The organism is Acidobacteriota bacterium (assembly GCA_016716905.1).
GTDB lineage: Bacteria > Acidobacteriota > Vicinamibacteria > Vicinamibacterales > SCN-69-37 > SYFT01.
Genome location: JADJUS010000022.1, coordinates 554,444 through 580,251, shown reverse-complemented (window position 1 = coordinate 580,251; position 25,808 = coordinate 554,444). Strand labels below are relative to the sequence as shown.

Genomic DNA, 25,808 nt, shown 5'->3' with positions numbered 1-25,808 from the left:
GGCGCCATCGTCATTCCCGGTGCGGTGATGACCCTGCTGGCGTTGCTGCCGTGGATCGACCGCGCGCGTACGCGTGGGTTGAAAGAGCGGAAGTGGTTGTTGACCGGACTCGCGGCCGGTGTGGTCGCGATGACCACCCTCACCGTGATGGGCGCGCTGGACAAGCCGCCTGCGGCGGGCGGCGACTGGAATGTGCGCGAGCAGGCCGGTCTGGCGTTGATGTCGGAAGGGACGTGCGCCACGTGCCATGGCGAGAGCAAGATGGCCGGCGTCATCGATCCGATACGCGTTTCCAAACCGCGCGACTGGGTGGCGTCGCACCTGCTTGACCCGCAGATGATCGCGCCGGGCCTGCGCACCGCGCCTGTGACCAACCAGCACGACAACGAAGCCATTCTCGCGGCGCTCGCTCGCGGACGGGCAGGCGCCGCGCCTGTCGTGCATGCCGAAGAGTCGGCCGTGGCCGTGTTGTTCAACCGCAACTGCCTGCGGTGCCACGTCATGGGGCCAGTCGGCGGTAAGGACGGCCCGGCGTTGACTGATGTGGGCGCTCGCATCGACGAGGCCCGTCTCGTGCGGCAGATCACCGACCCGTTGTCTGTGAAGCCCGATGGCGAGATGCAGGAATTCGCAAGCAAGCTGACGCCGGCGGAGATAGGCGCGCTGGCGAAGTGGCTTAGTCGGAAATTGGGAACTTAGGAACTGGGGAACTGGGGAAGTTAGGAACTGGGGAAGTTAGGAACTGGGGAAGTTAGGAACTGGGGAAGTTAGGAACTGGGGGACTGGGGAGATGCGGAGATGAATGCGACCACACTGAATCTTGCGCATTTGCTTGACCATCAGGCGAAGCTGACGCCCGCGCGCGAGGCTGTGGTGATGGGGCCGACGCGCTTCACGTATGCGCAGTTGAATGCCATGGCGTGCCAGGTGGCCGGGGGACTGCGCAAGCTCGGGTTGCAGGCCGGCGACCACGTCGCGCTGTCATGCCCGAACCTGCCGTACTTTCCCATCGCCTATTACGGCATCCTCAAGATGGGCGGGGTCGTCGTGCCGCTCAATGTGTTGCTGAAGCCGCGCGAAATTGCGTTCCATCTGAAAGAGTCGGACGCAAAAGCGGTTCTGGTCTTTGAAGGCACCGCCGAACTGCCTATGGCGGCCATGGCCCGCGAGGCCTGTGATGGCGTGGACACCTGTGCCCACATGGTGGTGATGACGGCCAACCCCGCGGCGCCCACCACCGTAGAACGCGCCATGACATTGGGCCAGTTGATGCACGGGCAGCCGCCCGTGTGCCCCACGCATCCGTCTGCGCCTGACGACACGGCTGTGATGCTCTTCACGTCGGGCACCACCGGCCAGCCGAAGGCGGCCGAGCTCACGCATTTCAACATGACCGTGAATGCGATGGCCTCGCGCGACATGTACACGCCGCTGCTCAACAGCGGACCCGAGGCCACGAATCGCTACCTCGTGACGTTGCCTTTGTTCCATTCCACGGGCCAGACGGCGCAGATGAACGCCGGCGTCTCAAGCGGCGGTACGCTGGTGCTGCTGCCGCGATTTGACCCGGCCGCCACCCTGAAGATCATGATGGATGAGCGCATCAACTTCTGGATTGGTGTGCCCGCGATGTATTGGGCCCTGCTGCAACTGGTTCGACAGACTGGCGCCGATGTGTCGGGGATTGCGCGCGAGATGAAGCTCTGCGTGTCGGGTGGTGCGCCGATGCCGGTTGCCGTGCTCGAAGACTTTCAGAAGACGTTTAACGTGCGCGTGCTCGAAGGCTACGGCCTCTCGGAGACGTCGCCCGTGGCGTGCTTCAACCAGGTGCAGCTGCCATCCAAGCCGGGCACGGTCGGGTTGCCGATCTTCGGCTGTGAAGTGCGCGTGGTGGACGACAACGATCAGCCGGTCCCCTCAGGCGAACGCGGCGAGGTGGTCATCCGCGGCCACAACGTCATGAAGGGCTACTACAAGCGCCCGGAGGAAACCGCCGAGGCGCTCAAAGGCGGGTGGTTCCACTCCGGCGACATCGGCATCATCGACGCCGACGGCTACGTCTCGATCGTGGACCGCAAAAAAGACATGGTGCTGCGCGGCGGCATGAACGTGTATCCGCGTGAAATCGAGGAAGTGCTGATGACGCACCCGGCCGTGGCCGTGGCCGCCGTCATCGGCGTGCCGGACGACCGCCTCGGCGAAGAAATCAGAGCCTTCGTCGTGCTCAAACCCAACCAGACGCTCGCGGCCGACGAGCTCATCGCCTGGAGCAAGGAACAGCTCGCGGCCTATAAATACCCTCGGTCGGTCGAGATTCGCGAGTCACTTCCACTGGGACCGACCGGTAAGGTCTTCAAGCGCGCTCTGCGCTCCTCGTAGGGCGGCCTGGGTCTCAAGGCCGGGCCACTCGGGCTTGAGGAGCAGCCCGCGCGGGCCGGGCGCCGCCGGCCGCCCAGCGGGCGCCCCGGGCGCGCGGGCAGCGGCGCCCGCGCGCGCCGCGCCGGCCCCCCGGGCCGCCCCCGCGCCGCCGGCCGGCGCCGCCCCCCGCCCCCCCCGGGCCGCCCCCCCCCCCCCCCCCCCCCCCCCCCCCCCGCCCCGCCCGGCCGGCCCCCCCGGGCGGCCGCCCCCGCCCCCCCCCCCCGGCCCCCCCCCCCCGCGCCCGCCCCCCCCGCCCCCCCCACCCCCCCCCCCCGCCCCCCCCCCCCCCCCCCCCCCGCCCCCCCCCCCCCCCCCCCCCCCCGCCGCCGCGCCGGCCCCCGCCCCCCCCCCCCGCGGCCCCCCCCCCCCCCCCCCCCCCCCCCCCCCCCCCCCCCCCGCCGGGCCCGCCCCCCCCCCCCCCCCCCCGCCCCCCCCCCCCCCCCCCCCCCCCCCCGGCCCCGCCCCCCCGCGCCGGGCCCCCCCCCCGCGGCCCCGCCCCCCCCCCCCCCCCCCCCCCGCCCCCCCCCCCCCCCACCGCCCCCCGCGGGCCCCCCCCCCCCCCCGCCCCCCCCCCCCCCCCGCCCCCCCCCCCCGGCCGCCCCCCCCGCCCCCCCGCCCGGCGCCCCCCCCCCCCCCCCCCCCCCGGCCCGGGCCCCCCCCCCCCCCCCCCGCCCCCCCCCCCCCCCCCCGCCCCGCCGCCCCCGCCCCCCCCCCCCCCCCCGCGCCCCCCCCGCCCCCCGCCGCCCCGCCCCCCCCCCCCCCCCCCCCCCCCCCCCCCGCCCCCCCCCCCCCCCCCCCCCCCCCCCCCCCCCCGGGCGGGGCGGCCCCCCCGCCCCCCCCCCCGGCCCCCCCCCCCGCCGGCCCCCCCCCGCCCCCCCCCCCCCCCGCCCCCCGCGCCCCCCCCCCACCCCCCCCCCCCCCGCCCCGCCCCCGCCCCCCCGGGCCGCCCGCCCCCCCCCCCCCCCCCCCCCCCCCCCCCCCCCCCGCCGCGGGGCCCCCCCCCCCCCCCCCCCCCCCACCCCGCCCCCGCCACCCGCCCCGCCCCCCCCCCCCCCCCCCCCCCCCCCCCCCCCCCCCGACCAACCAGCTACGTACCGTCGTGAGCTTCCTCGGACGCAGCTCGTCTTCAAGGCCGAGGCCCGCGCCCTACGAGGAAAATTCGTAGCAGCCCGGCATGACGAGCAGCCTCAGCGTCCCCGAGGCCCGGCTGAAGAAGAGGCTTGTCGGCGAAAACGCACCCGTCGCGTCGAACATCACTGTCCGGGTCTTGTCCCCGGCCGCGTTGTAGACGAAGGTGAACGGCGCCACAAGGCTGACCCAGAGGTCTCCTGCAGGCGAGAGGGCAGCCGTGCGGATCACGGGTGGCACCATCGGGTAGGTGCCGTCGCCAATCTTGCGCGTCGGCCACGTCGTCGGCAACGTCTGCACGTAGCCGTCGAGCACCGTGCCCTCGATGTGCCGCTCGAACTCGAGCCGGCCGTCGGCTGCGTACTTGCGGAACATCGGCACGCCCGTCTGAAACACGAAGATCACTCCGCCGTCTGCGGTCTCGAGCGGCAAGCCGACGTTGAGCGCCAGGTGCAGGGCCCTGTCGGCTTCGTGACCCGTGGCCCGCAGCGTGCCGATCTGGCGGACGACGTGACCTTCCAGATTCAGCACCGATACCAGGGCGCCCGAGTCGGGTGCGTTGATCAGGAGCGTCTTGCCGGTGAAGTGCATCGACCCGGTGCCATTGAGGATCAGCGGCCCCGTCGTCAGCCGCGGCGCCGTGATGCCGGGCAGCAGGAACGCCCCGAGCGACGCGCCGTTGTCGAAGAACATCTGCACACGTTCCTGACCGAACGGTGCATCCGACACCGCAAACGTATCGTCTTTCGACAGGCTCAGCATTCCAGGCTGCAGGACGTTCCCTTTCTCCATCCCCGCCTTCATCACCGTGGTCACCCGCGTGCGCGCCTTGTCCACGCTGAACACCGTGTGATCGCGCCGGTCGAGGACCAGGTACGCGCCGGTGGATGTTTGAACAAAGCTGGTGGCCTCGCGAAACCGGCCACACATCTCGGCCGGCAACGAGGCGACCGGTCGCAATCGTTCTATCGAAGCTGCGGGCTGTGCGAACGTGACACCTCCGGCCAGCCACAAACCGGCGATGAAAATGGCGAAATGCCACAAATGTCCGAAATGGCGAAATGTGCGCAGTGCGTGAATGGCTGAATTCCCAAATGTCGAAGGCGCGCAATGAACGAATGATCTTGGAGAAGCAGATTCAACCATTGGAGGGCAAAGACATTCCCACATTCTTCCCTGCATTGGTTTGTCCGCATTTCGCCATTTCGGACATTTGTGACATTTCGCCATTTTCAGCGCGTCGATGCGCGCCCGTCCGCGTCAGTATCGCGCCGTGGCGAGAATCGCGGCGAGCACGTCCGCAGATCCCGGAAGAATCACTTCTTCCAAATCGGGTGCGTAGGCGACGGGGTTGTCCATCGCAGCGACGCGCGCCACGGGCGCGTCGAGATACGCGAAGAGGTCGCTGACCGCGCGGGCCGCGAGCTCGGCGCCGAAGCCGCAGGTGAGCTGGTCTTCGTGCGCGATGACCAGGCGATTGGTCTGCTGCACCGCGGTCGCAATGGTGTCCCAGTCATACGGCATGATCGTGCGCAGGTCGATCACCTGCACGCTGATGCCGTCCTTCTCCGCCTGTTGCGCGGCGAGCAGTGACCGCTGCACGAGTGCGCCCCAGGTGACCACCGTCACGTCTGTGCCTTCGCGCTTGATGGCGGCCTTGCCGAACGGAATCATGTGCTCGGTGCCCGTGTATCCGCCCTTGTTGTACGTCTGGCGATACAGGTGTTTGTGTTCCAGGAACAGGACCGGGTCGTCGCAGCGAATGGCCGTACGCAACAGGCCGGCCGCATCGTGCGCGTTGGACGGATACGCAATGCGAATGCCGGGGCAATGCGCGAAGATGCTCTCGCCCGACTGGCTGTGGTACGGCGCGCCGCCGCGCAGGTACCCGCCGATCGCCGTGCGCACCACCATCGGGCACGAAAAGAAGTTGCCCGACCGGTACCGCATCATCGACATCTCGTTGCGCAGCTGCATCATCGCCGGCCAGATGTAGTCGAAGAACTGAATCTCCACCACCGGCTTGATGCCCCGCGTCGCCATCCCGATGGCCCGCCCAATGATGTTGGCTTCGGCCAGCGGCGAGTTGAACACCCGCGTGCCGCCGTAGGCCTTCTGCAGGCCGTGCGTCACCTTGAACACACCGCCCTTGCCCTGCACTTCCGAAAGCTTGGCTTCGTCTGTGGCATCCGCCACGTCCTCACCGAACATGACAATGCGCGGGTTGCGCGCCATTTCATCTTTCATGGTGTGGTTGATGGCCGCCACCATGGTGTCGGGCTTGGCTCCTTCTTCGGCTGGGCTGTCGAACCCGGCGCTCGAAGGGTCGACGTCGGGCGAATACACGAAGTGGCCCGCAGTGTCTTTGGCAGGCTTCGCGGCCTTGAGGGCGGCGTCTGCGGCTTCGTTCACTTCCGCATCCACGGCCTTCGCGATCTCGGCGAGGTCGCCTTCGGTGGCCAGACCCTCTGTTTTCAGCCACGCCGCCAGCTTCGTGATCGGATCCCGCCGCGCTTCGTCCGCCCGCTCCGCCGGCGTCTTGTACAACTTCTCATCGTCCGACAATGAGTGCGAGTACGGCCGCACCACTTTCGCGTGCACCAGCGCCGGGCCCTTGCGGTCGCGACACCAGGCGAGCGCTTCAGCCGCGGTGCGGTAGCTTTCGAGGAAGTCGGTGCCGTCGCAGCGCAGCACTTTGAGGTCGGGCCAGTTTTCGACGAGCTTCGACATGTCGCCGCCGGCCGTCTGCACTTTGACGGGCACGGAAATGGCGTAGCCGTTGTCTTCAATCATGAAGAGCACCGGCAGCTTGCCCACGCAGGCCGCGTTGAGCGCCTCCCAGAACTCGCCTTCGCTGACCGTACCGTCGCCGAGAGAGACGTAGACCACTTCGTCCTTCTCGAACTTGTGCTCCCGTTCAGGAATATCTGTGAGGCGTTCGTACAGGCGGCCGGCTTCGGCGCAGCCAACGGCTTGGAGGCACTGTGTGCCGGTGGGGCTGGACTGCGACACGATGTTGAGCGCTTTGTGTCCCCAGTGCGACGGCATCTGGCGGCCCGCGCTGTTGGGGTCGGCGGCCGCGCCCACGCCGCTCAGGAACATCTCAAGCGGCGTCATGCCAATCGCCAGGCAGAGCGCGCGATCGCGATAGTAGGGATAAAACCAGTCGTGCCCCGGCTTCATCTGCATGCCGGTGGCCGCCATGATGGCCTCGTGCCCGGCGCCGCTGATCTGGAAAAAAATCAGGCTCTGATTCTTGAGCTGGATTTCTTTGTCATCGATCCGGCGCGACGTGAGCATGGTCTTGTACGCCTGCAGCAAATCGGCGCGCGTGAGACCTTCGAACGTTGCGGCGGCGGTGGCGGTGGCGTCTGCTGACTTCATGGGCGCTCCGATTATACGCCGCGTGCGCGCCGTGCGAGACGATAGACGGCTGGCGTCGGCGTCATTCGTAATGGCGAAATGTCACAAATGACCGAAATGGCGAAATGTCGGACAAACCAATTGCAGGGCAGAATGCCCGAATGTTAAGGGCGCGCAATGAACGAATGACCCTGGAGCAGCAGATTCAACCATTGGAGGGCAGAGACATTCCTACATTCTTCCCTGCAATCGGTTTGTCCGGCATTTCGCCATTTCGGACATTTGTGACATTTCGCCATTGCGAATGACGCCACGCCGGTGTCGCCGTCTGTGACGCTAATGGACGCGCCGCAGCTGGGCCGGGTTGGGCGGTTTCGGCGGTCCCGGCCGTTTTTGCGGCGGCCTGCGCACCGGCGTCTTTAAGTACCAATAGCCTGCGACCATGCCGCCCAGGTGCGCGACGTGCGACACCGTAGACCCCCCGCCTTGTCCCAGCGCCTGGGTGAACGCAATGGCGCCCATGATGAGCACGAAGACACGGGCGGTGAGCGGGAAGATCCCCAGGAACAGGATGGTGCGGTGCGGGAAGATGATCCCCCAGGCCATCAGCAGGCCGTAGACCGCGCCTGACGCGCCGATGGTGGGGATGTAGTACGAATCGCCACCAAACGGCAGCAGAGACACCAGCAACGAGCAGATGCCGGCGCCGACACCTGTAACGGCGTAGTACCTCACGAACGACTGCGTACCCCAGCGCCGCTCCAGATCGACGCCGAACATCCAGACCGACAACATGTTGAACAGGATGTGAAACACGTCGGCGTGCAGGAACAGGTACGTCACCGGTTGCCAGACCCGTCCCTGCGTCAGCACCGCCTCCGGTGTGAGGCCGAACAGATCAATCACCAGCGTCCGCGCCACCATCATGATCACGAACACCACGATGTTGGCGATGACGATGGCCTGCACGGCCGGGGTCATGGGGCCTGGGCCGAAACTCACAGGTGATTGTCCCGGGGCGAATTGGCTCATTTATTTCTCTTTCGTTCGGCGCAGCCGCGCCATGATGCGTGCACGCACGCTCGTGAATTCATGCAGGCGGAGGGCGGTGGCCGCAAGCGCGAGCACTGCGAGGCCGACGCCGATCGCGGCGCCGACGCGAACGCCCGCGCGTAACGTGCGTGCAGTGGCAGCCACCATATCGCCGGGCAGCCAGGCCAGGAGAGAGTCCAGCGGTGGCAACGTTGCGTCCAGCCAGGCTTCGGTCACCACGGCCGCCGCGCCCATCGCGAGCGACGCCATCAGAATCTTCATGAACGACAGGAGGACGCGGCCGCCTTCGACGCCATCGATCCGTCGCGACAACAAATACATCAGCACGCCCGAGTTGAACAGCGCTGCGATGGCCGTGCCGAGCGCGAGTCCCTGAAAGCTGAACACACGCACGAGCGTGAGGTTGAGCACCAGGTTCAGGGCGATGGTGCTCACGCTGACCAGTACCGGAGTGCGCGCATCCTTCATCGCATAAAACGTCGGCGACGCAATTTTCACGGCCGAATATCCGATCAGGCCAGGCGCGTAGCAGAGCAGCGCAAGCGCCGTCATGCGTGTGCTTTCGCTCGTGAACTGGCCGCGTTCGAAGATCAACTCGACAATGGGTCCCGACAGCGCCATGAGGCCGATGGTGGCCGGCACGCTCAACATCAGCATCATCCGGATGCTGCTCGATACGGTGCGGCGCACCTCGCCGAGCGCGCCGGCGTTCACCTGACGAGCGATCTCGGGAATGGCGGCCGTGGCCACCGACACGCCGAAGAGACCGATGGGCAGATACATCAGGCGAAACGCGAGTTGCAGCGCCGTGACCGCGCCCTCGCCCTCGCCAACCGCCAGATAGGTGTTCACGATGAGGTTCACCTGTGACGCCGCCAGGCCCAGCGTGCCCGGCCCCATCAGCAGCAGAATCTCGCGCATGCCCGGGTCGCGAAAACTGAGGACGGGTTGGTACCGGAATCCCTCGCGACGCAGCAGCGGCAACTGGAACACGATCTGGCCGACGCCGCCGATCAGCGTGCCGATGGCGATGCCGAAGATGGGATTCCAGCCAAGCCACGTGCACACGGGGATGATCGCGATCGCGCTGAAGATCACCCCGACGTTGTAAATGGCCGGTGACATGGCGGGCACGAAGAACCGCCGCAGCGAATTGAGCATCCCGCTGAGCGCCACGGCCACGGCCACAAGCATCAGGAAGGGCAGCACGATCCGCGTGATGCTGACGGTCAGTGACAGCAAATTCTGGCCGTCCGGCCCCGAGAACTCCTTCGGCAGCAGGCTCAGCAGAGGCTCGGCGAAGATCATCCCGAGGATGACCAGGGTGCCCGTCACCACCATCAGGGCGTTGAGGACGAGGTTGCCCAGGCGCCAGGCTGCGGCCTGCCCCTGTTCCTTCCAGTAGCGGGTAAAGGTCGGGATGAACGCCGCGCTCATCGCGCCTTCGGCGAACAGGTCGCGCACCAGGCTGGGCACCCGCATCGCGATGTTGAACGCGTCGTGCGCCATGGTCAGGCCGAAGAACGCGGCCATGACCTGATCCCGGATGAGCCCGAGGATGCGGCTGGTCATCACCGCCAAGCCGACCGTTCCGGCCGATTTGGCCAGTCGTTCAGACATGGGAAGGGGAGGGGGCCGGCACAAAAAGAAGGGGCCTCAATCCCTGCGATTGAGGCCCCTGCCCGGAGGATGGATGAGAGACACTTGCGTGCCTTTCACCGAGGTTAGACGGGCGACCCGTCGAATTAGTTTGGCAGTCTTCCGTACGGACGGGGGCACCCACGGGTTAGGCCGGCGGAGCCAATCTGGCCTTGACCGCATCGGCCACCGATTTCCCGTCCACCGTCACGCCAGCCATGGCGGTCGTCACGGCCTTGATGACCTTCCCCATGTCCTTCATGGACGTGGCGCCGACGGAGATAATCGCCGCGTCAATGGCCGCGGCCACGGCCGCCGGGTCTGCGGCCGGGGGCAGATACCGTTCCAGGAACGTGAGTTCGGCCTGTTCCTTGTCTGCCAGCTCGGGCCGTCCGCCGGCCCGGAACTGTTCGATCGAATCGCGCCGCTGCTTCACCAACTGCTGCACCACCTGCAACGACTCCGCATCGTCCAGTGCGCGGCCTTTTTCGACTTCGCGGTTCATGAGGGCGGCTTTGAGCATGCGCAAGGGGCCCAGCGACGCCTGATCGCGCTGGCGCATGGCGTCGGCGATGTGCTGGGTCACCGTGGTCACTAGTGTCATGGCTTCAGAGTGTATCAGCGGGTCGCAACGCGCTGGTACAGGGCCTCGTACTGCTCGGCGATGGCACCGGGCCTGAACAGGCGGGCCAGCGCCGCGTCGGTGGCGGGGCTTGTGCGGCGGCCCGTGGCCAGCGCATCGAGGAGCGCTGTGGCCAGGCGCCCGGCATCCTTCCTGGGCACCACCGCAACGTCGGCGCCGAAGATTTCATGGAGTTCCAGCCCGCCTGGATGGTCGGCCGATACAACGGGCGTTCCCGACGCCAGCGCTTCAACCGCCACGGTGGGAAGCGCTTCAAGCAACGAGGGCAGCGCGAAGACGTCCGCGGCCGCCGTGTAGCGAGCCACCTGGTCGTTGCCGACGAGGCCGGCAAACGTCACCGCATCCGTCATGCCGAGCGCTGCGGCCTGCGACTCCAGGCTTTCGCGCAGCGAACCCGTACCGCACACCACGAGGCGCACGTCCTGCCGCGCCTGCCGGACTTTGGCGAACGCCTCGATCAGGTACGTCTGTCCCGCCAGTTCATGCAGCCGTTTGACGTTGACGATGAGGCGGGGTTCGCGGATGCCGAGCGCGTCGCGCCATGCGTGCCTGGTCGCCTGGTCATGGACGGCGAACATCTCCGGCACGGCCGGGTAAACCACCGAGAGGTTCGGTCGGTCGAGACCCAGTTCCACCGCACGGGCCATCAGCCCCTGGCTGTAGAACGTGACCGCAGCAGCACCCTGATAGGCACGCGTAAAAAGATCGAGCGGCCACTTCTTTCGGTAGTGCCAGATCTCCGTCCCGTAGAGCGTCAGCACATACGGCACACGATGGCGGGTGGCCCACCGCGCGGCAGCTTCCACCAGAAGTCCGTTGCTGTGCAGGTGCAGCAAGTTCGCATTGGCCGCGATGCGGTCGAGCAGGCCGCTGATGTGCCGGGTCCGTTGCACGGCATCGATCCGCAGGAGTCTGGACAGCGCAGGCACGCCCTCGCGCCGCGGCACCCACTCCACCGGCCCGGCCGCCGGCCCCACCATGCCCCCGCCCTGCGCCGGTGGATGCGCCAGATACCGCACCTCATGCCCCCGCGCCTTCGACCATTCCCCGGCCTGCGCCGGCAGGATGGCATTCGCCGCCTGGTCAGGTGGCAAGTGGGGCGTGATGTGAACTATGTGCATCGCGCTCGTCAATTGGGAACTTGGGAAGTGGGGAACTTAGGAACTGGGGAAGTGGGGAGATGGGGAACTGGGGAACTGGGGAGGTTGGGAACTGGGGAACTCTGGACCCTGGACCCTGGACTCTGGACAGTTCTGAACTCGCGGAACGTCATTCCGTTCGCCGCCAGCTCTCGCGTCGCGAACGTGAGGAACGTTCCGAGCCGGTCGTAGAACGCGTCCAGCTCACCCTGAGTCTTGTTGTAGGGGCTGCCGCCGACGATGACCTCGCTCGAGTGGAAGAGGAGGTTCAGGATGGGGGCGCCGCGGTCTACGAGTTGGCGGCCGAGGGCGCACATGTCGGCGGCCGAGCTGTACGACGGCCGCAGCCAGCGCACGTGTGCGATGCGCGCCAGGCGCAGCGCGCGTTTGGTCTGGTAGTTGAACGGGGCGCGCGCGTAGAGGTGTTCCACGAATGCCGGCACGCGCCGGCTCAGCGCCGCCGAGATCGGCAGTTCCATCACCTCACTCGATCCCGGCTTGGTCGCATCGTCGTACCCGAGAAAGTACGGCGCGAGTGGGGCGCCCACAAAGTCGGGGCCCTGCTTGTGCGCCTCGTAGAACAACGGCGCGACACTGGAATCGACCAGGTAGCCCTGTTGCTCGAGCGAGGAGACGTGTGAGGCGGAAAAGCCGAATCGGCCCGAGCGATAGGAGATGGGCCGCACGCCGACCGCCGCCGTGATGGCCTCGGTCAGCGAACGCAGCTGCGCGTCGAATTGTTCGAGCGGCAGTTGAAGCGCGTATGGATGCCGTTGCACGTCCTCGTCTGTGCACGGCGGGGTTTCCCACGCGTGATGGTGCGCGCCGATTTCGCAGTCGCCCTGTCCGAGAAGTTCGCGCAGCACCTCTGCCGACCGCGGGTCGGTGGCCACCGGGTGTGTGATGACGTAGGTGGGGCGCACGCCGTGGCGCGCGAAGAACTCATGCAGGCGGCCCAGGGCGTAGATGTTCTCGAAGCGCTGATTCCGTCGCGCCTCCAGGTCCCACTGGTTGTCGCCTTCGGTGTCGATGGCGACGAGCAAGGCAGGACCGCCTGCCGGGGTCATCGATCCTGATCCGAATCGCCGAGCGTGATGTGCCACGCGTCGGTGGATTTATAGAAACCCGGCGCCAGATCCACGGCGTTGATCTTGGCGACGAATTCCATGGTGGATTTCACCGAGAAATACCCCGACTGGCGCAGCAGCTTGCGGTAGCCGGCATGCATGGCAAACGCGCGAATCTTGTCCGAGTCCGCCGCGCGCGCTTCGCGATCCACCCAGCGCAGCAGTGTGAGCAGGCCCGTGTGGTCGTCGGGCGCGGTCAGCCAATCCACGACAATCGTCACGCGGCCGCGCGCTTCCTGCAGGTGCCGATACACGATGTAGCCCGCGACCACACCGTCGCGTTCGAGCGCCGCAACGGTGTAGCGCACGTGCGGCGCCTGGATGTACTTCCAGTTGAGGTACGCGGCATCGCGTCGCACGGCGAACGCGAACTGAGGTGCCACGCGATCCCACAACTGGGTGAAGCTTTCGTCGAAGTTTCGAATGACACGCACTTCGCCTTGAAGCGGACGTGTGCGTGCGACAAGCCGCACCCACGGCAGCGTGAGTGCCGAGACCAGGCGGTTGGCCGTGACCGACCAGCCCGGGCGGCGGAGGGCGCGACGCGTCAGCGGCTTGACGAAACACGGCACCGGCCCCAGATCGGGCCAGCGCATTTTCTGGAAGAGGCGATACGACGACTCCGAGAGCCCGAGTCCGAGCGACGCGCCCACGTTGCGGTCCCACGTGCGGAACAACACTTCACCCAGGCCTTGCCGCTGGCGTTCAGGCGCCACCATCACGTCCATGCCCCAGGCCGCGTCAATTTCGCGGCCCTGCACCGAGACCTTCACCGGCATCGTGGCGTATTGCCCGATGATCGTGGTGCCTTCGCGCGCCAGCCAGATGAGTGGGCCGTCGGCAGGCCGATGCGGATTGTGACGGTACTGCCATTCCCACCGCAGCCGGTTGGCCTCGGCTGAATCGATGCCGAAGACGCGCCGGTACAACGCGTCCACCGCGCGTTTGTCTTCGGGGCGATATCGATCTACGTCAGCCATGGTCAGCTTGCCGATTCCAACACGTATTCCATATTACTGATCAGCGCGTCGCGTGTGAGCGAACTCTGGCCGAGGAAGCGGCCGAGCCTGGCGGGCAGGCGTCGCACGGTGGAGGTCATGTGCAGTTCCTCGCGGACGATGCGCAGGCCGGCGGCGGCGATTTGGCCGCGCAGGCGGGTCACCGTGACGAGTTCAAGCAGGTCGTCGTGTTTCCAGATGCCGTTGCGGGCGTCGCGTATGAACGAGTTTTCGTGCGCCGGTTCCTTCAACGTCCAGGGCGCGTATCGCGCGAGCAAGCGGAACGTCCGGAACGCGATCCAGCGGCCCGCGATGAGATGCAGCGGGATCTGGATCTTCAGGCGCGGCAGGTGCGCGCCCGCAAATGACAGATACGGCGCCGTGGAGAGGAACAGGCGCGCGCCAGGCGCCATCACCCGACGGCACTCGCGCAGGTAGAGGGGGGCGTCCTCGACGTGTTCGATCACTGCGTGCGACAGCACGAGGTCGAACGACCCCGACGCGAACGGCAGCTTCATGCCGTCGGCCTGCAGGAAGTGCAGTTTGTCTGACAGTCCGCGTTCCTGCGCGAGCTTCACGCCCGCGTCGCCGAACCGGTTGATGGGGTCGATGCCGATGACGGTGTCGGCATGGTCGGCGAGCGAGAGGGGCATGCCGCCCCCGCCGCAGCCCGCATCAAGCACGCGACCGTGCACGCTCACGCCTGCGCGCTCGAGAAAGGCCAGCACCTTGGCCGACCGATAATATTCAAACAGCGCGTAGTCGTATTCCGATCGGAACCGGCGGTCGGCGTGTGACTGGATGAGGCTTTCACTGATTTCGCGCACGGGACTCCGGTCCGTCAGGAAACTTGTCGATGAGCGCCGCGCGGTCGCGCCCCGGCCACTCGTCGTCCACCTCAAACTCCGCGATCACGCGTTGTCGGGGATAGTGCTGCAGCACATCGAGGATGACCGGGCCTTCGTGGCCGAGTCGCGGCTGTGTATACGTGAGTATATAGCGGGCATCGTCGCGTTCCAGCCGGTCGGCGTAGTTGCCGAAACCGCGACCCACAAACAGGGGTTTGATCTGATTTTCGAGGGCCAGGCCGTTGGCCAGCTTGCCGTGCACGAGGGTGCCCGACGGCAGCAGACCAGCCAACGCTCGGGATGCGTCGTAGTTGTGGAACGTGCGGCGGGCGGCCCAGCGTCCGTAGAGGGTGAGGTCGGTGCCGCACGTGACCACGACCACCGCAACCGTGGCTGCGAGGGGCAGTCTTGCGTTCCCCAATCGATCGGCCCACGCCTTCCACCGCCACCACACCAGCGCGGCCACCGCCACCGACAACCCCGCTGACACCCAGACGGTCCGGCTGTAGTTGCTCGCCAGCACGTCGTCGAGCCAGATCATGCGCAACCCGCTGCCAAACACGAGGTAGGCGAGGGCGGCGATGACCACAGAAACGGCCGCTCGGAAAACGACCTCTGAGGTAATGAAAACGACCTCTGAGGTAATTACCGGTAATCCGCCGACGGTAATTACCTCAGAGGTCGTTTTCGCGTCCTCAGAGGGCGTTTTCCGGACACCGATTGCCATGCTTGCCAGCGCCACCAGCGCCGGCACGAACATCACGTAGCGCCGTTCGTTGCCGGAGTCGTGGACCACGAGTTCGACCATTCCGACCAGCAGCCACAACACGGCCAGTCGCTCGGCGCGGTGGGCCGTGCGCCACCGGGTCACGATGCCCGCGGCCGCCACGCCGGCCACGAGCATCACCAGCCACATGCGCGAAAACACGCCATGCGCCAGCGGCAGCCACGTCACATTCCGAGCGAAGGCGGTCATCGAGTATTCCGGCTTCCGCTCGACGGTCATGGCCCAGTTGTAAGACACGAACTCGGTCCAGTTGGGAATGACGAAGGTCGCGAGAACAACTGTGCCCGCGACCGTGAGACCGAGCAACGTCCAGAGTCCAGGGTCCAGGGTCCAGGGTCCTCGGAGCGCACGCTTATGGACCCACCATCCCGCCCCCACCTCGATGACTATAGCGGCCACGAAAAAGGCTGCCGCCGCTTTCGTGAAGAACGCGAGCACCACGGCGACGCCGGCCACCACGCCCCACATGGGCCGGCGCTCGGACCGGGCGTAGGCTGCCCATCCAATCACGATGAACATCGTCATCGTCGATTCCATGAGCGCTGCGCGGTTCCACATGACGAACGTGTAGCTGGTGGAGAGCAGCAGGCCGCCGATGAGTGCGGCCCAGCGACCGGCCACGGCCGACAGGCCCCACATCAGCGCGAGGATCGCGACGAGGCCCGACGCGAGCGGCACGGTGCGCGCCTGCCACGTGCCCACACCGAATGTCTCAAATGCCGCAGCTTCCAGCGCCGTGAAAACGGGCGCGATGAACATCGGGTTCCACTCGTCGGTGCGCCACGTGCCCCACAACGCCTGATTGCGCGCGTTGTGCACCCACGCGCCCTCGTCGTGCCACACCACACCCACGGTGTGGCTCGAGGCCGGGTCGGCGGTAAGCCACAGGCCACGCAGCGTGGCAGCGAGGAGCAGCACCGCCATCACGGCCATAAGCCATCGGCCGCGGCTGGTCATCGCCGCCTCCATATTTCGAAGAGAGGCGTTTCGCGTTCACGCACATACCGGGACGTGAGCCACGCGTTCAGCCCGGCGTGCTGGTGGAAGAAGTCGACCGAGTTCGGCTCACCCGCCAGAGCCGGGTCATCGTGCGCCCAGTCCTGCTTTTGCAGCGCCACGATGCTGGGGGCCTCGCGCTCAAGATCGGCCAGCACCGCCGCAGACCCGTAGCCGGGTGTGCCCGCAGCAAACTCGATCACCACGGGGCGGCTCCAGTGGAACCGCGACGCACTGCGGCGCTCGCTCTTCACCAACACACCCGGTGAAAAACCGAAGACGTAGATGGGTTCTTCGGGCGCGGTCGTGGCCTTGATGTCGAGTGCCAGGGCTTCGATCTCGCGCGCGATGAACTTGTCCCGCTCGCGGCCGCCGAAACGGCTGAGGTAGGTTGCGCGATCGGTGCTTCCGACCAGCGCACTCCAGTCACTGCGCGTGTTGTCGGCAAGCTTCGGCAGATGGCCCATCTCACCCGGCCGGAGCACCATGACGAAAAGCACCACCAGAGTCGCGGCTGGCACCCACGGCGCAGAGCCGCGCCGCGCCACGAGTGGCGCAAGACCAACGGCCGCCATCATGGCCAACGCGGGCGCCGCCTGCACGAAATATTGCGGCAGCTCTCGCGCGCCGTTGATCAGGATCGACAGGCACGACGCCGCCACCCAACTGAGGACAACCAGGCTGCACAGGGCCGACGAGCTTCGTGGCGCGCGGAGCCAGTTCACGATGGCGATCAGCGCACCGAGGCCTCCGAGCAGCCAGAGGGCATCGTTGGCCGCACGTTCGATTGGGAACGTGAATAAATACCCGAGCGGACTGACGCCCTCGTATGTCTCGCCCGAGTAGGCCACGTTGTAAGTGATGGTGGCCAGGTAAAGGTCCTGCCAGACGCCCGCAGCCGCCATCGCCGCTATTGGCAACACCACGGTGAGCGCGCCCGCCACCGCCACCCAGCCCAGGTCGCGCAGGAACGATCGGGGTGACGGCTCGCCGTCACGCGGCCACATGGCCAGCGCCACGGTCACGACCACCGCATAGGCCGCCGCGTTGTACTTCAGCCAGAACCCGCATCCGAGCAGCACACCCACGGCCAGCAAATGTCGCGTCATGCGACGCTCACTGGCCACCAATGCCAGGGCCATCGTCACCGCAAGCGCGATAAACGTCTCGCACTGTGCGCGCACGAGGATGCCGCTCATTCGCTGCACGACCGACGGATTTGCGAAGAACAGGAATACAGCTGCTGCGCCGAACCCGATCCTTTCCGTGAACCGCCGGCGTCCGATCACCACCAGAAGGAACGCCACCAGCCCCGCCGCCACCATGTCCGCCCCGGCCACCACCGACTCGTGAGGCCAGATGGTCCACAACACCGCGTAGACCACATGAATGCCTGGCGGTTTCTGATCCCACGCGGCGGCATACGGCGCGTGGCCTTCGGCCAGTTGCTGGCCGGCATAGGCATACAGGCCCTGGTCGCCCGCCATGGGTTGTGCCAGCGAAGGCACTCGCAACAGCCACAACGCGACAATCGCCGCGATGGCCAACCACCGTAACTTCGGCGAAGAGGGCAAGCGCATGAATTATAGTGCTGGGGTGTCTCTGCGTCCCGTGCCCGACCTGACGATGGTGGTGCCCACCTTCAACGAACGCGATCGTCTTTCTGAGCTGGTGGCAGCCGTGTTTGCAGCCGCCGACGCGGCGAACCTGGCACTTGAACTCGTGGTGGTGGACGACAATTCGCCCGACGGCACGGGCGAGCTGGCCGATGACCTCGCCACGCGCTACCGGATGCAGGTGGTGCATCGCGCCGGCAAGTTGGGCCTCGGCACCGCAGTGGTGGCGGGCTTCCAGGTGGCCTCCGCCGACGTGGTTGGCGTGATGGATGCCGACTTCAGCCATCCGCCGTCGCTGGTCCCGGTGTTGTTCGCCGCATTCACGTCCACCGGCGCCGACGTCGCCGTGGCCAGCCGCTACATCCCCGGGGGTTCCACACCGGATTGGCCGTTCAGCCGGCGCATGTTGTCGCGCACGGCCTGTCTTCTGGCGCGAGGCTTGTCGCCCATTCGTGATGCGGCTTCAGGGTTCTTCATCATCAAGCGGGCGATTGCCCAGGGCACCACGATCAAGGCCGGTGGTTTCAAGATTTGCCTGGAACTCATCGTGCGGAGCGGTGCGAAGCGCCTGGTGGAATTGCCCTACCAGTTCGACGACCGCGAATTGGGCCAGAGCAAGATGAGCCGTCGTGAAGCCGCCGGCTACCTCGTGCAGCTCTGGGACCTCTACCGCGAACGCCTCACCGGCTCGCGGCGGCCCACCGAGGGCACCCGCGACTACCGCCAGCTTTCGACCTCCGACGTCGCGGCGCTACGATCTCGGCCTTGAGGAACAGGCCGAGCTACGTTCGGACGGGCCGAGCTACGTTCCGACGGGCCGAGCTACGTTCCGACGTGTCAGCACGTAGCTCGGGCTGTTCCTCAAGCCCGAGTGTCTACCGAAGCCACCCCATCCAGACGTCCGCGGCAATAACCAGGGACCACGCGACCGCGGCCGCGCCGGCGACTCGGAGGAGTCCGCCGGCACGCCATGCCCACACGGCGCCCAGGGCCGCGAAGATCACCAGCGCCGGATACGTCGCCAGCGTCACCCGGCTGATGAATTCGATGGCATAGCGATCGAACGCCTGGCCGACCGGCATCACCACCACGGCAGCTGTGACCAGTCCAAACGTGAGGCTGAGGGTTGCGATGGCCAGTCCCAGCCGGTCTCGCCATCCGCGCCGTTTCAGGGCGACGATGCCGGGGATGGCCAGCAACACCAACGGCCATCCCACTGACGCGACGCTGAAGGTGGCCGCGCCGCGCGCCTTGGCCGCAAGTGTGGGCACGGGTGGGGTCGGCGAGGCTGTTGCCGCAGCCGCCGATGTGTCCGTGACCCGCGCGGTCGATCGAAACGCCTCGCCGAAGTGGCCGTAATACAGCACCACGGAGAGCACGGCCGCAGCGGCAAAGGCACCGGCGATCGCCCACGCTTCGCCTCGCAGGGACGGGCGGCCCAGGAGCCAATACAGCACGGCTAGCAGGCCGAGAATGGCGCTGAGCAACACAAACGTGCTGATGTGGCAGAGCAGCGCGAACGCGATCAGCAGCGTCAGTCCCACCCAGTTCTTCCACCGGCCGCGACCCAGCGGCCACAGGGTGGCGGCTACGAGCACCACGAGGGCCGCCGACTGCCCGAACGCGTTGGTCATGTTGGCGTTGCCGACAATCTCGAACACGCGCGGCACCAGCGCGTAGAGCGTGGTGGCCGTGGCCGCCACCGTCCGATCGCCCCAACTGCGCACGATGAGGCGATAAAGCAGCAGCCCGCCAATCGCTTCCGCCGACGACACCACGATGCGCAACAGCGACACGATGTCGGACGTGAACAGGGTCCACGGCGCCGTAAACACATACAGGCCGATCGCATACGGGAACCGCACACCGCTCGGCATCAGTTGCGTGAAGAAGTAGCGGCCTTCCAGCACCCATTCCACCCGATGGGCATGGAACACCGCATCCACGATGAATTTGGACGGGTGGAACAACGCAACGAGCTTCAGGTAGAGGAAAAGGCCGGTGACAAAGAGCGCGAATTGGCCGGCGCCTGAGATGGCACGGCCAAGCGCCCGCCGTGACACCAGGAGCGCGGCCCACATCACGAGGGCGAGGCCCACCGCGATCCACTCGATGGGCACCGCAAAGGCCGAGAAGGGGCCGAGGTCGTGGACGAGCGGCATGGTCTGCAGTCCGGCAACAGCCGCGATGCCTGCACCGGCGACGAGGACCGGCGCGCCCATAAGCCCAATCACGAGCACCGAAGGCTCCCGCGGCGATGGCCGCTGTGGTGATGGCCGGCACCGGCGGCAGTGGCACAAACCCCTCGTCTGGCGCACACGCCCAGCGATCCACGTAGACGCCCAACTCACGCGTGTCGCCGCCCCCAGGCACAAACGTGGCGGTCGTCAGTGTGATGACTGCACCGGTGCCGCTGCGCGGCGCGAGCGGCACGCGCACATCCGCAGGTTCGTTGGTGGTTTGATGGCGCACGGCCACAATGCCGTCCACCGCAAACACGGCCTCAGGTAACGCGACATCCGCGGCGCGTCCGCCGCGCAGCCTCACCGTGCACGTCCATCCGCCGCGACGGTCCAGGCCGGGCAACTGCATCGCGGCCTGACGACGCGTCCACGCAAACGTCTCTTGTCCGGCGCGCTCCGTGTCGTAGAAACCGGTCAGGATGCCGGTCATCGGGCGATCCATCTCAAGCGTGAACGCCGGGGTCACCGCATAGGCGGCCACAAGCGCGGCTGCGCCCGCGAGGGCGGCCACGGCTGAAGTCAGGAGGACACGAAGCAAGCGACGAAGAGTATATTGCTACCGTGTTGTTCCGGCCGCGCTGATGGTTTTTACCTCCCTCCATTTCGTCGTCTTCTTCGCGGTCGTGTATGCGCTCTACCGCGTTCTGCCACATCGCGGGCAGAACTGGCTGCTGGTCCTGGCCAGCTACTACTTCTATGCTGCGTGGGACTGGCGCTTCCTGTCGCTGCTGGTCGGGTCCACGGTGGTGGACTACGCGGTGGCCCGCGCGATCGACACCGCACGCGATCCCCGCCGCCGCAAACACCTCTTGTGGCTCAGCCTGGCCTTCAACTTCGGCATGTTGGGGTTCTTCAAATACTTCGACTTCTTTGCCGACAGCCTCGCGCGCGTCTTTGATGCCTTCGGATGGCATCTCGACCCGATCACCCTGCACGTCATCCTTCCCATCGGCATCTCGTTTTACACGTTCATGTCGGTCAGCTACGTGATCGACGTCTATCGCCGCGAGATTCCCGCCACGACATCGCTGCTCGACTTTGCCGTCTTCGTGGCGTTTTTTCCGCACCTGGTGGCCGGGCCCATTCTGCGTGCGTCACTGCTGCTGCCGCAGATCAGCGCGCCGCGCCGCATCGTCGCGCGGCAGATGCGCGACGGCGTCTGGCTCATCGCCTGGGGTGTGTTCCAGAAGATGTTTGTGGCCGACAACCTCGGCGGCCTTGTGGAGTCGGTGTTCGGCGCGTCCGCATCGCCGTCGGGCGGTGACGTTCTGGTCGCGAGCTACGCGTTCGCGTTCCAGATCTATGGTGACTTCGCCGGCTACTCAAACATGGCGCGCGGCATGTCCAAACTTATGGGCATCGAGCTGAACGTCAACTTCCGGTTCCCGTATTTCGTGACGTCGCCACAGGCCTTCTGGCGCCACTGGCACATCAGCCTGTCCACCTGGCTGCGCGACTACCTGTACATTCCGCTCGGCGGCAACCGGGGCTCGTCGTTCGCCACCAAGCGCAACCTGATGATCACGATGGCGCTCGGCGGCCTGTGGCACGGTGCCGCGTGGACGTTTGTGATCTGGGGGCTCTATCAAGGCCTGGTGCTTGTGGTGGCGCGCTCCATCAGCGAACGGGGCCGTGCCCTCACCGCCACATGGCAACACGTGCTGCTGGGCGTCGTGATGTTTCACGTCACGTGTTACGGATGGCTCATCTTCCGCGCGCGTTCAGTGGGACAGATTGCCGACTTCACCGGGCTCCTGCTGACCCGCCCAGGTCTGTCTGCCACCGGCTGGGACATGCTCGTGGTGCCGTTGGTTCTCACCGTCTTCCCCCTGCTCATCGTCCACATCCACCAGGCCCGGCATGACGATGAGTCATCGATCTTCGAGCTGCCGCGCCCCGTCCGCTACGCGCTGTTTGGCGCGATCGGATATCTCGTGCTGCTCTTCGGTGACTTCGAGGGCGCAGAGTTCATCTACTTCCAGTTCTGATCTGATCACCATGTAGATCCATGAAGCTCCATGAGGGGCGTGGGGTTGGGTGCCGCCTTCGGCGCCCCACCCCCACCCCCACCCCTTCTGACGGCCCCACGAAGCTCCGAAGTCCTTCATGGAACTTCATGGAGCTTCATGGTCAAGGAAAGGTCGGGCGGGTAGTGGTGGACCCGCGGTCGGCTTCAATGGGAACGCAAGTTCCGCTCACCCAGGAAGCTCTTGAGGCCTTCCTTCAGAGTGGCGCCGTTGAAGTTGATGAGCAGTGCCTGCCGGGCGCCTGTGAGGCGGAGGTAAGTGATGATCTGGGCTGTGTGAATTGGCATGAGCCGATCGACGCTCTTGATCTCAACGATCACGTCACGAGCGACGAGCATGTCCAGCCGAAAGCCGCATTCCATGCGGATTCCCTTGTACATCACCGGCACCGGAACCTGAGTCTCAACTCCGATTCCATGTCCCAGGAGTTCGTGGGACAGGCAAGTTTGGTACACGTTCTCGACGAGTCCGGGACCCAGACAGCGATGTACCTCGATGGCGGCCCCGATGATTGTGGAAGCGACAGCATCTTCTTGAATCGGCATGCCGTCCGGCCCTGCAATCGACGGGCCAGGGGTTTCACCATGAAGGACATGAAGATCCATGAAGGGCGCGGGGTTAGGTGCCGCCTTCGGCGGCACGCGGAATCGAAGGGACGTCACAAACGAGAAAAGGCGTCGGGAATCCTTCTTGATCGCCGTCGACAAAAAAAAGACACCCGACGTCTTTTCTCGTTTGTGACGTCCCTTCGATCCCGCGGCCCCGGCGTAGCCGGGCCCCCAACCCCACACCGTCTGACAGCCCCATGAATTTCTTCATGGAACTTCATGGAGCTTCATGGTGAAAAGAGGGACGCGGCGGAGCCGCTAACGCTTTTGGAATTTGACGATGCCTGGCGTGCGATCGCGCCAGTCCACGTCTTCGATCGAAAAGCGCAGGCGACGCACGTCCACGCCGTGAGCGTCGCACACCTCGCAGATGCCCGCGAACTGCTCGTCGGTGAGGTTCCGGATGGCGACGATCACGACTGCGACTGAGGATTCAGGCGCGTCGAGCAATTGGCCGAGATGGGAGATGGGGCCCAGCACGCGATAGCCGTCCACCCTCGTCTTCTGTTTGGCCTCATCGTCGTCGAGCAACCCGAGCGGCACGCAGCCCAGCTCGGGATTCTGCAGCAGTTCGCGCACTGCGAGCGCCCCGCCGTGGCCGGCGCCGATGACGATGGCCATGCGGCCCATTGAACGCTTGCGGCGGAGGTAGTCGTCGGCGGCGCTGAAGGCCGCGCGCGCGCCGATGATCAGGACCGGGAGCAGCGCGGTTTCAAAGACAAACACCAGGCGCGAAAAGCCCTGGAAGTTATAGAGGTAGAGCACGGCCACCACAGTGAGGCCAACACCAATGGCGATGCCGCGCAGAAGCGTCCACACTTCGGTGGAGCCAAACGAGCGCCACACCATGCGATATTTGCCTGCGAGCGTCAGCCCGGCCAGCTGCAGGGTCAGCACCAGGGGCAGGGAACCGGCGAAGTGTGGAAGGAAGTGTGTGAACTCGGGCTCCCGGAAGCGGATGCCGAACGCCAGGAAGTAGGCGATACAGATGAGCAGTGCGTCGATTCCCACTTCGAGGATGCGGTAACGGTTCGTGAGTTCGGACGGCAGCAGATGAGGCTTGGGCGCTTCCACATCCTGGCGCGCCGCGTCCACGTGGCCCAGATAGATGCCCATGCCCACCAGCAGCCCGCCATACATCGCGGTGAGGCCCCAGCTGTAGCGCGCCTCTTCGCCCTGGAAGCCCAGGCCGAGCAGGCCACCCAGCACCGCGAGCGCGTAGAGCACGAGCACCGCGCGCCGTTCGCCGATGCCGAGCGCGACCAGACGATGGGAGGTGTGATCGCGGCCGCCGGTGAAGATGCTGCGGCCCGCAAGGCCGCGTGTGATGGTGACGAAGGTGGTGTCGAAGATCGGAATCAGCAGGATGATGATCGGCCGCACCACGACGGGGACCAGGGTTGTGGGATCCAGGTGCGGCACGGCGAGCAGGGCGCCGCCCGAGATGACGAATCCGAGCAGGTGGCTGCCGCTGTCGCCCATGAAGATGGACGCGGGGTGGAAGTTGTAGACCAGGAATCCGACGGTGACGCCGACGAAGGCCGTCAGCGCGAGGCCGATCGGCACGAGGCCCGGCGAGCCATCAAGGAGGAGCGTGGCCGCGAGGAACGTTGCGGTAATCGCCGCGATGCCGGCCGCAAGGCCGTCGATGTTGTCGAGCAGGTTGAAGGCGTTGGTCAGGCCCAGGACCCAGAGGAACCCGAGCATCGGGTCCAGGTTGGAGTGCCCCGTGATCGAAAACGGCGGCATCAGGTAGATCAGCAGCGCCGTCACCGCCATCTGGCCGACGAGTTTGGTGGCCGGTCCGATCGGGGTGATGTCGTCGAGGAAGCCAAGCGCGACAATGCAGGCGCTGGTCACGACCAGGGGCCAGAGCGCGGGCACAAGGCCACCGCCGGCCAGCACCAGTCCCAGGGCCAGGGCCATCGCGATGCCGCCCAGTTTGCCCACGGGCCGCAGGCTCCATCGGTCGGCTTGGGGCCGCGCCACCAGTCCCGTGCTCCGCGAGAGCCAGCGTGCGGCCGGCACCAGGCACACCGATGCCACAAAACCAGCCGCGACAAACCCCAGGACGTTGGACAGCATAATAAACGGGTGCTCAGACTGTATCGGATTCGCGTGCCTTCCGCGACAGATGCGCCCGCATCGTCAGGTGCGGCGTGACCACGCGCGTCATCGTGCTCAACTGGAACGGTCTTGATTGGCTGGATGGGTGCCTGAAGGCGCTGCACGCGCAGCGTGTGTTGCCGACGGAAATTGTGATCGTTGACAACGCATCAACCGACAAAAGTGTGTCGCACCTGCGGAATCGGTGGCCGGACGTGCGGGTGGAAGTGCTCGCGAGCAATGTGGGCTTTGCTGCCGGAAATAATCGTGGCGCTGAGGATGCGCGCACGGACGCGCTGATTTTTCTCAACAACGACACTGAACCTGAGCCCGGGTGGCTGCAGGCGCTGGTGGCTGCGGCGGAAGCGGATCCCACGCGCGGACTGGTGACGTCGAAAGTGGTGTACCTGAATCAGCCTGATGTCATTGACTCGGCCGGTGACGGATATCTGCGGTGTGGTGGCGCGTTCAAGCGACAGCACGGCGCAACGGCGGCCACGGCCGCCGAGTCGGGTGAAGTGTTTGGCGCGTGCGGCGCGGCGTTCCTGATTCGCCGGACCCTGTTCGAAGAGCTCGGTGGGTTCGATGAAGACTTCTTCATGGTGTACGAGGACGTGGACCTGTCGTACCGCGCACGGCTCTCGGGTGCGCGCGTCTGGTACGCGGCTGATGCGGTGGTGCGGCATGCGGGAAGCGCCGCGCTCGGACGCGTGAGTGACGCGGCGGTGTTCTACGGTCAGCGCAATCTGGAGTGGACCTGGATCAAGAACACCCCGGCGTCCCTGTGGTGGCGGTCGCTGCCTGCGCACGTGCTCTACGATCTCGCCGGCGGCGTGGCCTACGCACGTCGCGGCCAACTGGGTCCGTGGTTGCGTGGCAAGGCTGCCGCAGTGGCGGGCAGTGCGCGGTTCTGGCGCAAGCGCGCCGGAGTGCAGCGCACGGCGCGCGTACCCGCGGCGTCGGTGTGGTCCGTGATGGACCGCCGCTGGTGGGCGATCAAGACCGCCGAGAAAAAATTCGACTTCTGGGGCAACGACGTCTAAAAACGACCTCAGAGGTAGGGGAAAACG

General features: G+C 66.3%; 18 protein-coding genes and 1 pseudogene. 5 read left to right on the top strand and 14 right to left on the bottom strand.

The window, feature by feature from the left end:
- Positions 1-129 precede the first annotated feature (129 nt).
- Together IPL75_18555 and IPL75_18550 are read left to right on the top strand one after the other, a co-directional pair.
- Positions 130-681, top strand: a pseudogene (locus IPL75_18555) (c-type cytochrome).
- A gap of 117 nt (positions 682-798) precedes the next feature.
- Complete coding sequence (locus IPL75_18550; protein MBK9242200.1) at positions 799-2,379, top strand: long-chain fatty acid--CoA ligase; 1,581 nt, start codon at positions 799-801, stop codon at positions 2,377-2,379.
- Between the two features lie 1,185 nt (positions 2,380-3,564).
- Here IPL75_18550 and IPL75_18545 read toward each other — a convergent pair.
- From IPL75_18545 to IPL75_18495, 11 genes are all read right to left on the bottom strand, one after another.
- Positions 3,565-4,506, bottom strand: a complete 942-nt coding sequence (locus tag IPL75_18545) for a hypothetical protein (protein ID MBK9242199.1) — start codon at positions 4,504-4,506, stop codon at positions 3,565-3,567.
- Positions 4,507-4,806: 300 nt separating this feature from the next.
- Positions 4,807-6,930: a dehydrogenase E1 component subunit alpha/beta gene (locus IPL75_18540; GenBank protein ID MBK9242198.1), complete on the bottom strand. Its 2,124-nt coding sequence runs from the start codon at positions 6,928-6,930 to the stop codon at positions 4,807-4,809.
- 315 nt (positions 6,931-7,245) lie between these two features.
- A complete protein-coding gene (locus IPL75_18535; GenBank protein MBK9242197.1) occupies positions 7,246-7,911 on the bottom strand; it encodes a rhomboid family intramembrane serine protease in 666 nt (221 codons plus the stop codon).
- Positions 7,912-7,941: 30 nt separating this feature from the next.
- Positions 7,942-9,582 (bottom strand): murein biosynthesis integral membrane protein MurJ, encoded by a 1,641-nt coding sequence (gene murJ / locus IPL75_18530; protein ID MBK9242196.1) that lies wholly within the window; start codon positions 9,580-9,582, stop codon positions 7,942-7,944.
- A gap of 166 nt (positions 9,583-9,748) precedes the next feature.
- Positions 9,749-10,204 (bottom strand): GatB/YqeY domain-containing protein, encoded by a 456-nt coding sequence (locus tag IPL75_18525; GenBank protein ID MBK9242195.1) that lies wholly within the window; start codon positions 10,202-10,204, stop codon positions 9,749-9,751.
- A 14-nt stretch (positions 10,205-10,218) separates the two neighbouring features.
- Complete coding sequence (locus tag IPL75_18520; GenBank protein MBK9242194.1) at positions 10,219-11,364, bottom strand: glycosyltransferase; 1,146 nt, start codon at positions 11,362-11,364, stop codon at positions 10,219-10,221.
- A gap of 8 nt (positions 11,365-11,372) precedes the next feature.
- Positions 11,373-12,449, bottom strand: a complete 1,077-nt coding sequence (locus IPL75_18515) for a hypothetical protein (protein ID MBK9242193.1) — start codon at positions 12,447-12,449, stop codon at positions 11,373-11,375.
- Positions 12,446-13,489 carry a GNAT family N-acetyltransferase gene (locus tag IPL75_18510; GenBank protein ID MBK9242192.1) on the bottom strand — a complete coding sequence of 348 codons (1,044 nt, stop codon included), beginning with the start codon at positions 13,487-13,489 and terminating at the stop codon, positions 12,446-12,448. The genes IPL75_18515 and IPL75_18510 overlap by 4 nt, the downstream gene beginning before the upstream one ends.
- A gap of 2 nt (positions 13,490-13,491) precedes the next feature.
- Positions 13,492-14,334: a class I SAM-dependent methyltransferase gene (locus IPL75_18505; protein ID MBK9242191.1), complete on the bottom strand. Its 843-nt coding sequence runs from the start codon at positions 14,332-14,334 to the stop codon at positions 13,492-13,494.
- A complete protein-coding gene (locus IPL75_18500) occupies positions 14,318-16,099 on the bottom strand; it encodes a glycosyltransferase family 39 protein (GenBank protein ID MBK9242190.1) in 1,782 nt (593 codons plus the stop codon). The genes IPL75_18505 and IPL75_18500 overlap by 17 nt, the downstream gene beginning before the upstream one ends.
- Complete coding sequence (locus IPL75_18495; protein ID MBK9242189.1) at positions 16,096-17,712, bottom strand: glycosyltransferase family 39 protein; 1,617 nt, start codon at positions 17,710-17,712, stop codon at positions 16,096-16,098. Before IPL75_18495 ends, IPL75_18500 begins: the two co-directional genes overlap by 4 nt.
- A gap of 22 nt (positions 17,713-17,734) precedes the next feature.
- On the opposite strand from IPL75_18495, the gene IPL75_18490 reads away from it, so the two are divergent.
- Positions 17,735-18,523 (top strand): polyprenol monophosphomannose synthase, encoded by a 789-nt coding sequence (locus IPL75_18490; GenBank protein MBK9242188.1) that lies wholly within the window; start codon positions 17,735-17,737, stop codon positions 18,521-18,523.
- A 106-nt stretch (positions 18,524-18,629) separates the two neighbouring features.
- On the opposite strand, the gene IPL75_18485 is transcribed toward IPL75_18490, so the two are convergent.
- The gene (locus tag IPL75_18485; protein MBK9242187.1) at positions 18,630-19,976 is read right to left on the bottom strand and encodes a hypothetical protein; all 1,347 of its coding nucleotides are present in this window, start codon (positions 19,974-19,976) and stop codon (positions 18,630-18,632) included.
- Positions 19,977-20,578: 602 nt separating this feature from the next.
- Here IPL75_18485 and IPL75_18480 point away from each other — a divergent pair.
- Entirely contained in the window at positions 20,579-21,985 is a 1,407-nt protein-coding gene (locus IPL75_18480) for an MBOAT family protein (protein ID MBK9242186.1), read from the top strand.
- Positions 21,986-22,170: 185 nt separating this feature from the next.
- Here the strand turns inward: IPL75_18480 and IPL75_18475 are convergent, their stop codons facing one another.
- Positions 22,171-22,569, bottom strand: a complete 399-nt coding sequence (locus tag IPL75_18475) for a GxxExxY protein (protein MBK9242185.1) — start codon at positions 22,567-22,569, stop codon at positions 22,171-22,173.
- 321 nt (positions 22,570-22,890) lie between these two features.
- Positions 22,891-24,717, bottom strand: coding sequence for a hypothetical protein (locus IPL75_18470; protein MBK9242184.1), 1,827 nt, complete (start codon positions 24,715-24,717; stop codon positions 22,891-22,893).
- A gap of 74 nt (positions 24,718-24,791) precedes the next feature.
- On the opposite strand from IPL75_18470, the gene IPL75_18465 reads away from it, so the two are divergent.
- Positions 24,792-25,781: a glycosyltransferase family 2 protein gene (locus tag IPL75_18465; protein MBK9242183.1), complete on the top strand. Its 990-nt coding sequence runs from the start codon at positions 24,792-24,794 to the stop codon at positions 25,779-25,781.
- The last annotated feature ends 27 nt before the right edge of the window (positions 25,782-25,808 follow it).

Excerpts from the sequence above, each read along its gene's own strand:
- IPL75_18550 (MBK9242200.1), top strand. The coding sequence starts at position 799 with ATGAATGCGACCACACTGAATCTTGCGCATTTGCTTGACCATCAGGCG.
- IPL75_18540 (MBK9242198.1), bottom strand. The coding sequence starts at position 6,930 with ATGAAGTCAGCAGACGCCACCGCCACCGCCGCCGCAACGTTCGAAGGT.
- murJ (MBK9242196.1), bottom strand. The coding sequence starts at position 9,582 with ATGTCTGAACGACTGGCCAAATCGGCCGGAACGGTCGGCTTGGCGGTG.
- IPL75_18525 (MBK9242195.1), bottom strand. The coding sequence starts at position 10,204 with ATGACACTAGTGACCACGGTGACCCAGCACATCGCCGACGCCATGCGC.
- IPL75_18520 (MBK9242194.1), bottom strand. The coding sequence starts at position 11,364 with ATGCACATAGTTCACATCACGCCCCACTTGCCACCTGACCAGGCGGCG.
- IPL75_18515 (MBK9242193.1), bottom strand. The coding sequence starts at position 12,449 with ATGACCCCGGCAGGCGGTCCTGCCTTGCTCGTCGCCATCGACACCGAA.
- IPL75_18510 (MBK9242192.1), bottom strand. The coding sequence starts at position 13,489 with ATGGCTGACGTAGATCGATATCGCCCCGAAGACAAACGCGCGGTGGAC.
- IPL75_18500 (MBK9242190.1), bottom strand. The coding sequence starts at position 16,099 with ATGACCAGCCGCGGCCGATGGCTTATGGCCGTGATGGCGGTGCTGCTC.
- IPL75_18485 (MBK9242187.1), bottom strand. The coding sequence starts at position 19,976 with ATGGGCGCGCCGGTCCTCGTCGCCGGTGCAGGCATCGCGGCTGTTGCC.
- IPL75_18480 (MBK9242186.1), top strand. The coding sequence starts at position 20,579 with ATGGTTTTTACCTCCCTCCATTTCGTCGTCTTCTTCGCGGTCGTGTAT.
- IPL75_18475 (MBK9242185.1), bottom strand. The coding sequence starts at position 22,569 with ATGCCGATTCAAGAAGATGCTGTCGCTTCCACAATCATCGGGGCCGCC.
- IPL75_18470 (MBK9242184.1), bottom strand. The coding sequence starts at position 24,717 with ATGCTGTCCAACGTCCTGGGGTTTGTCGCGGCTGGTTTTGTGGCATCG.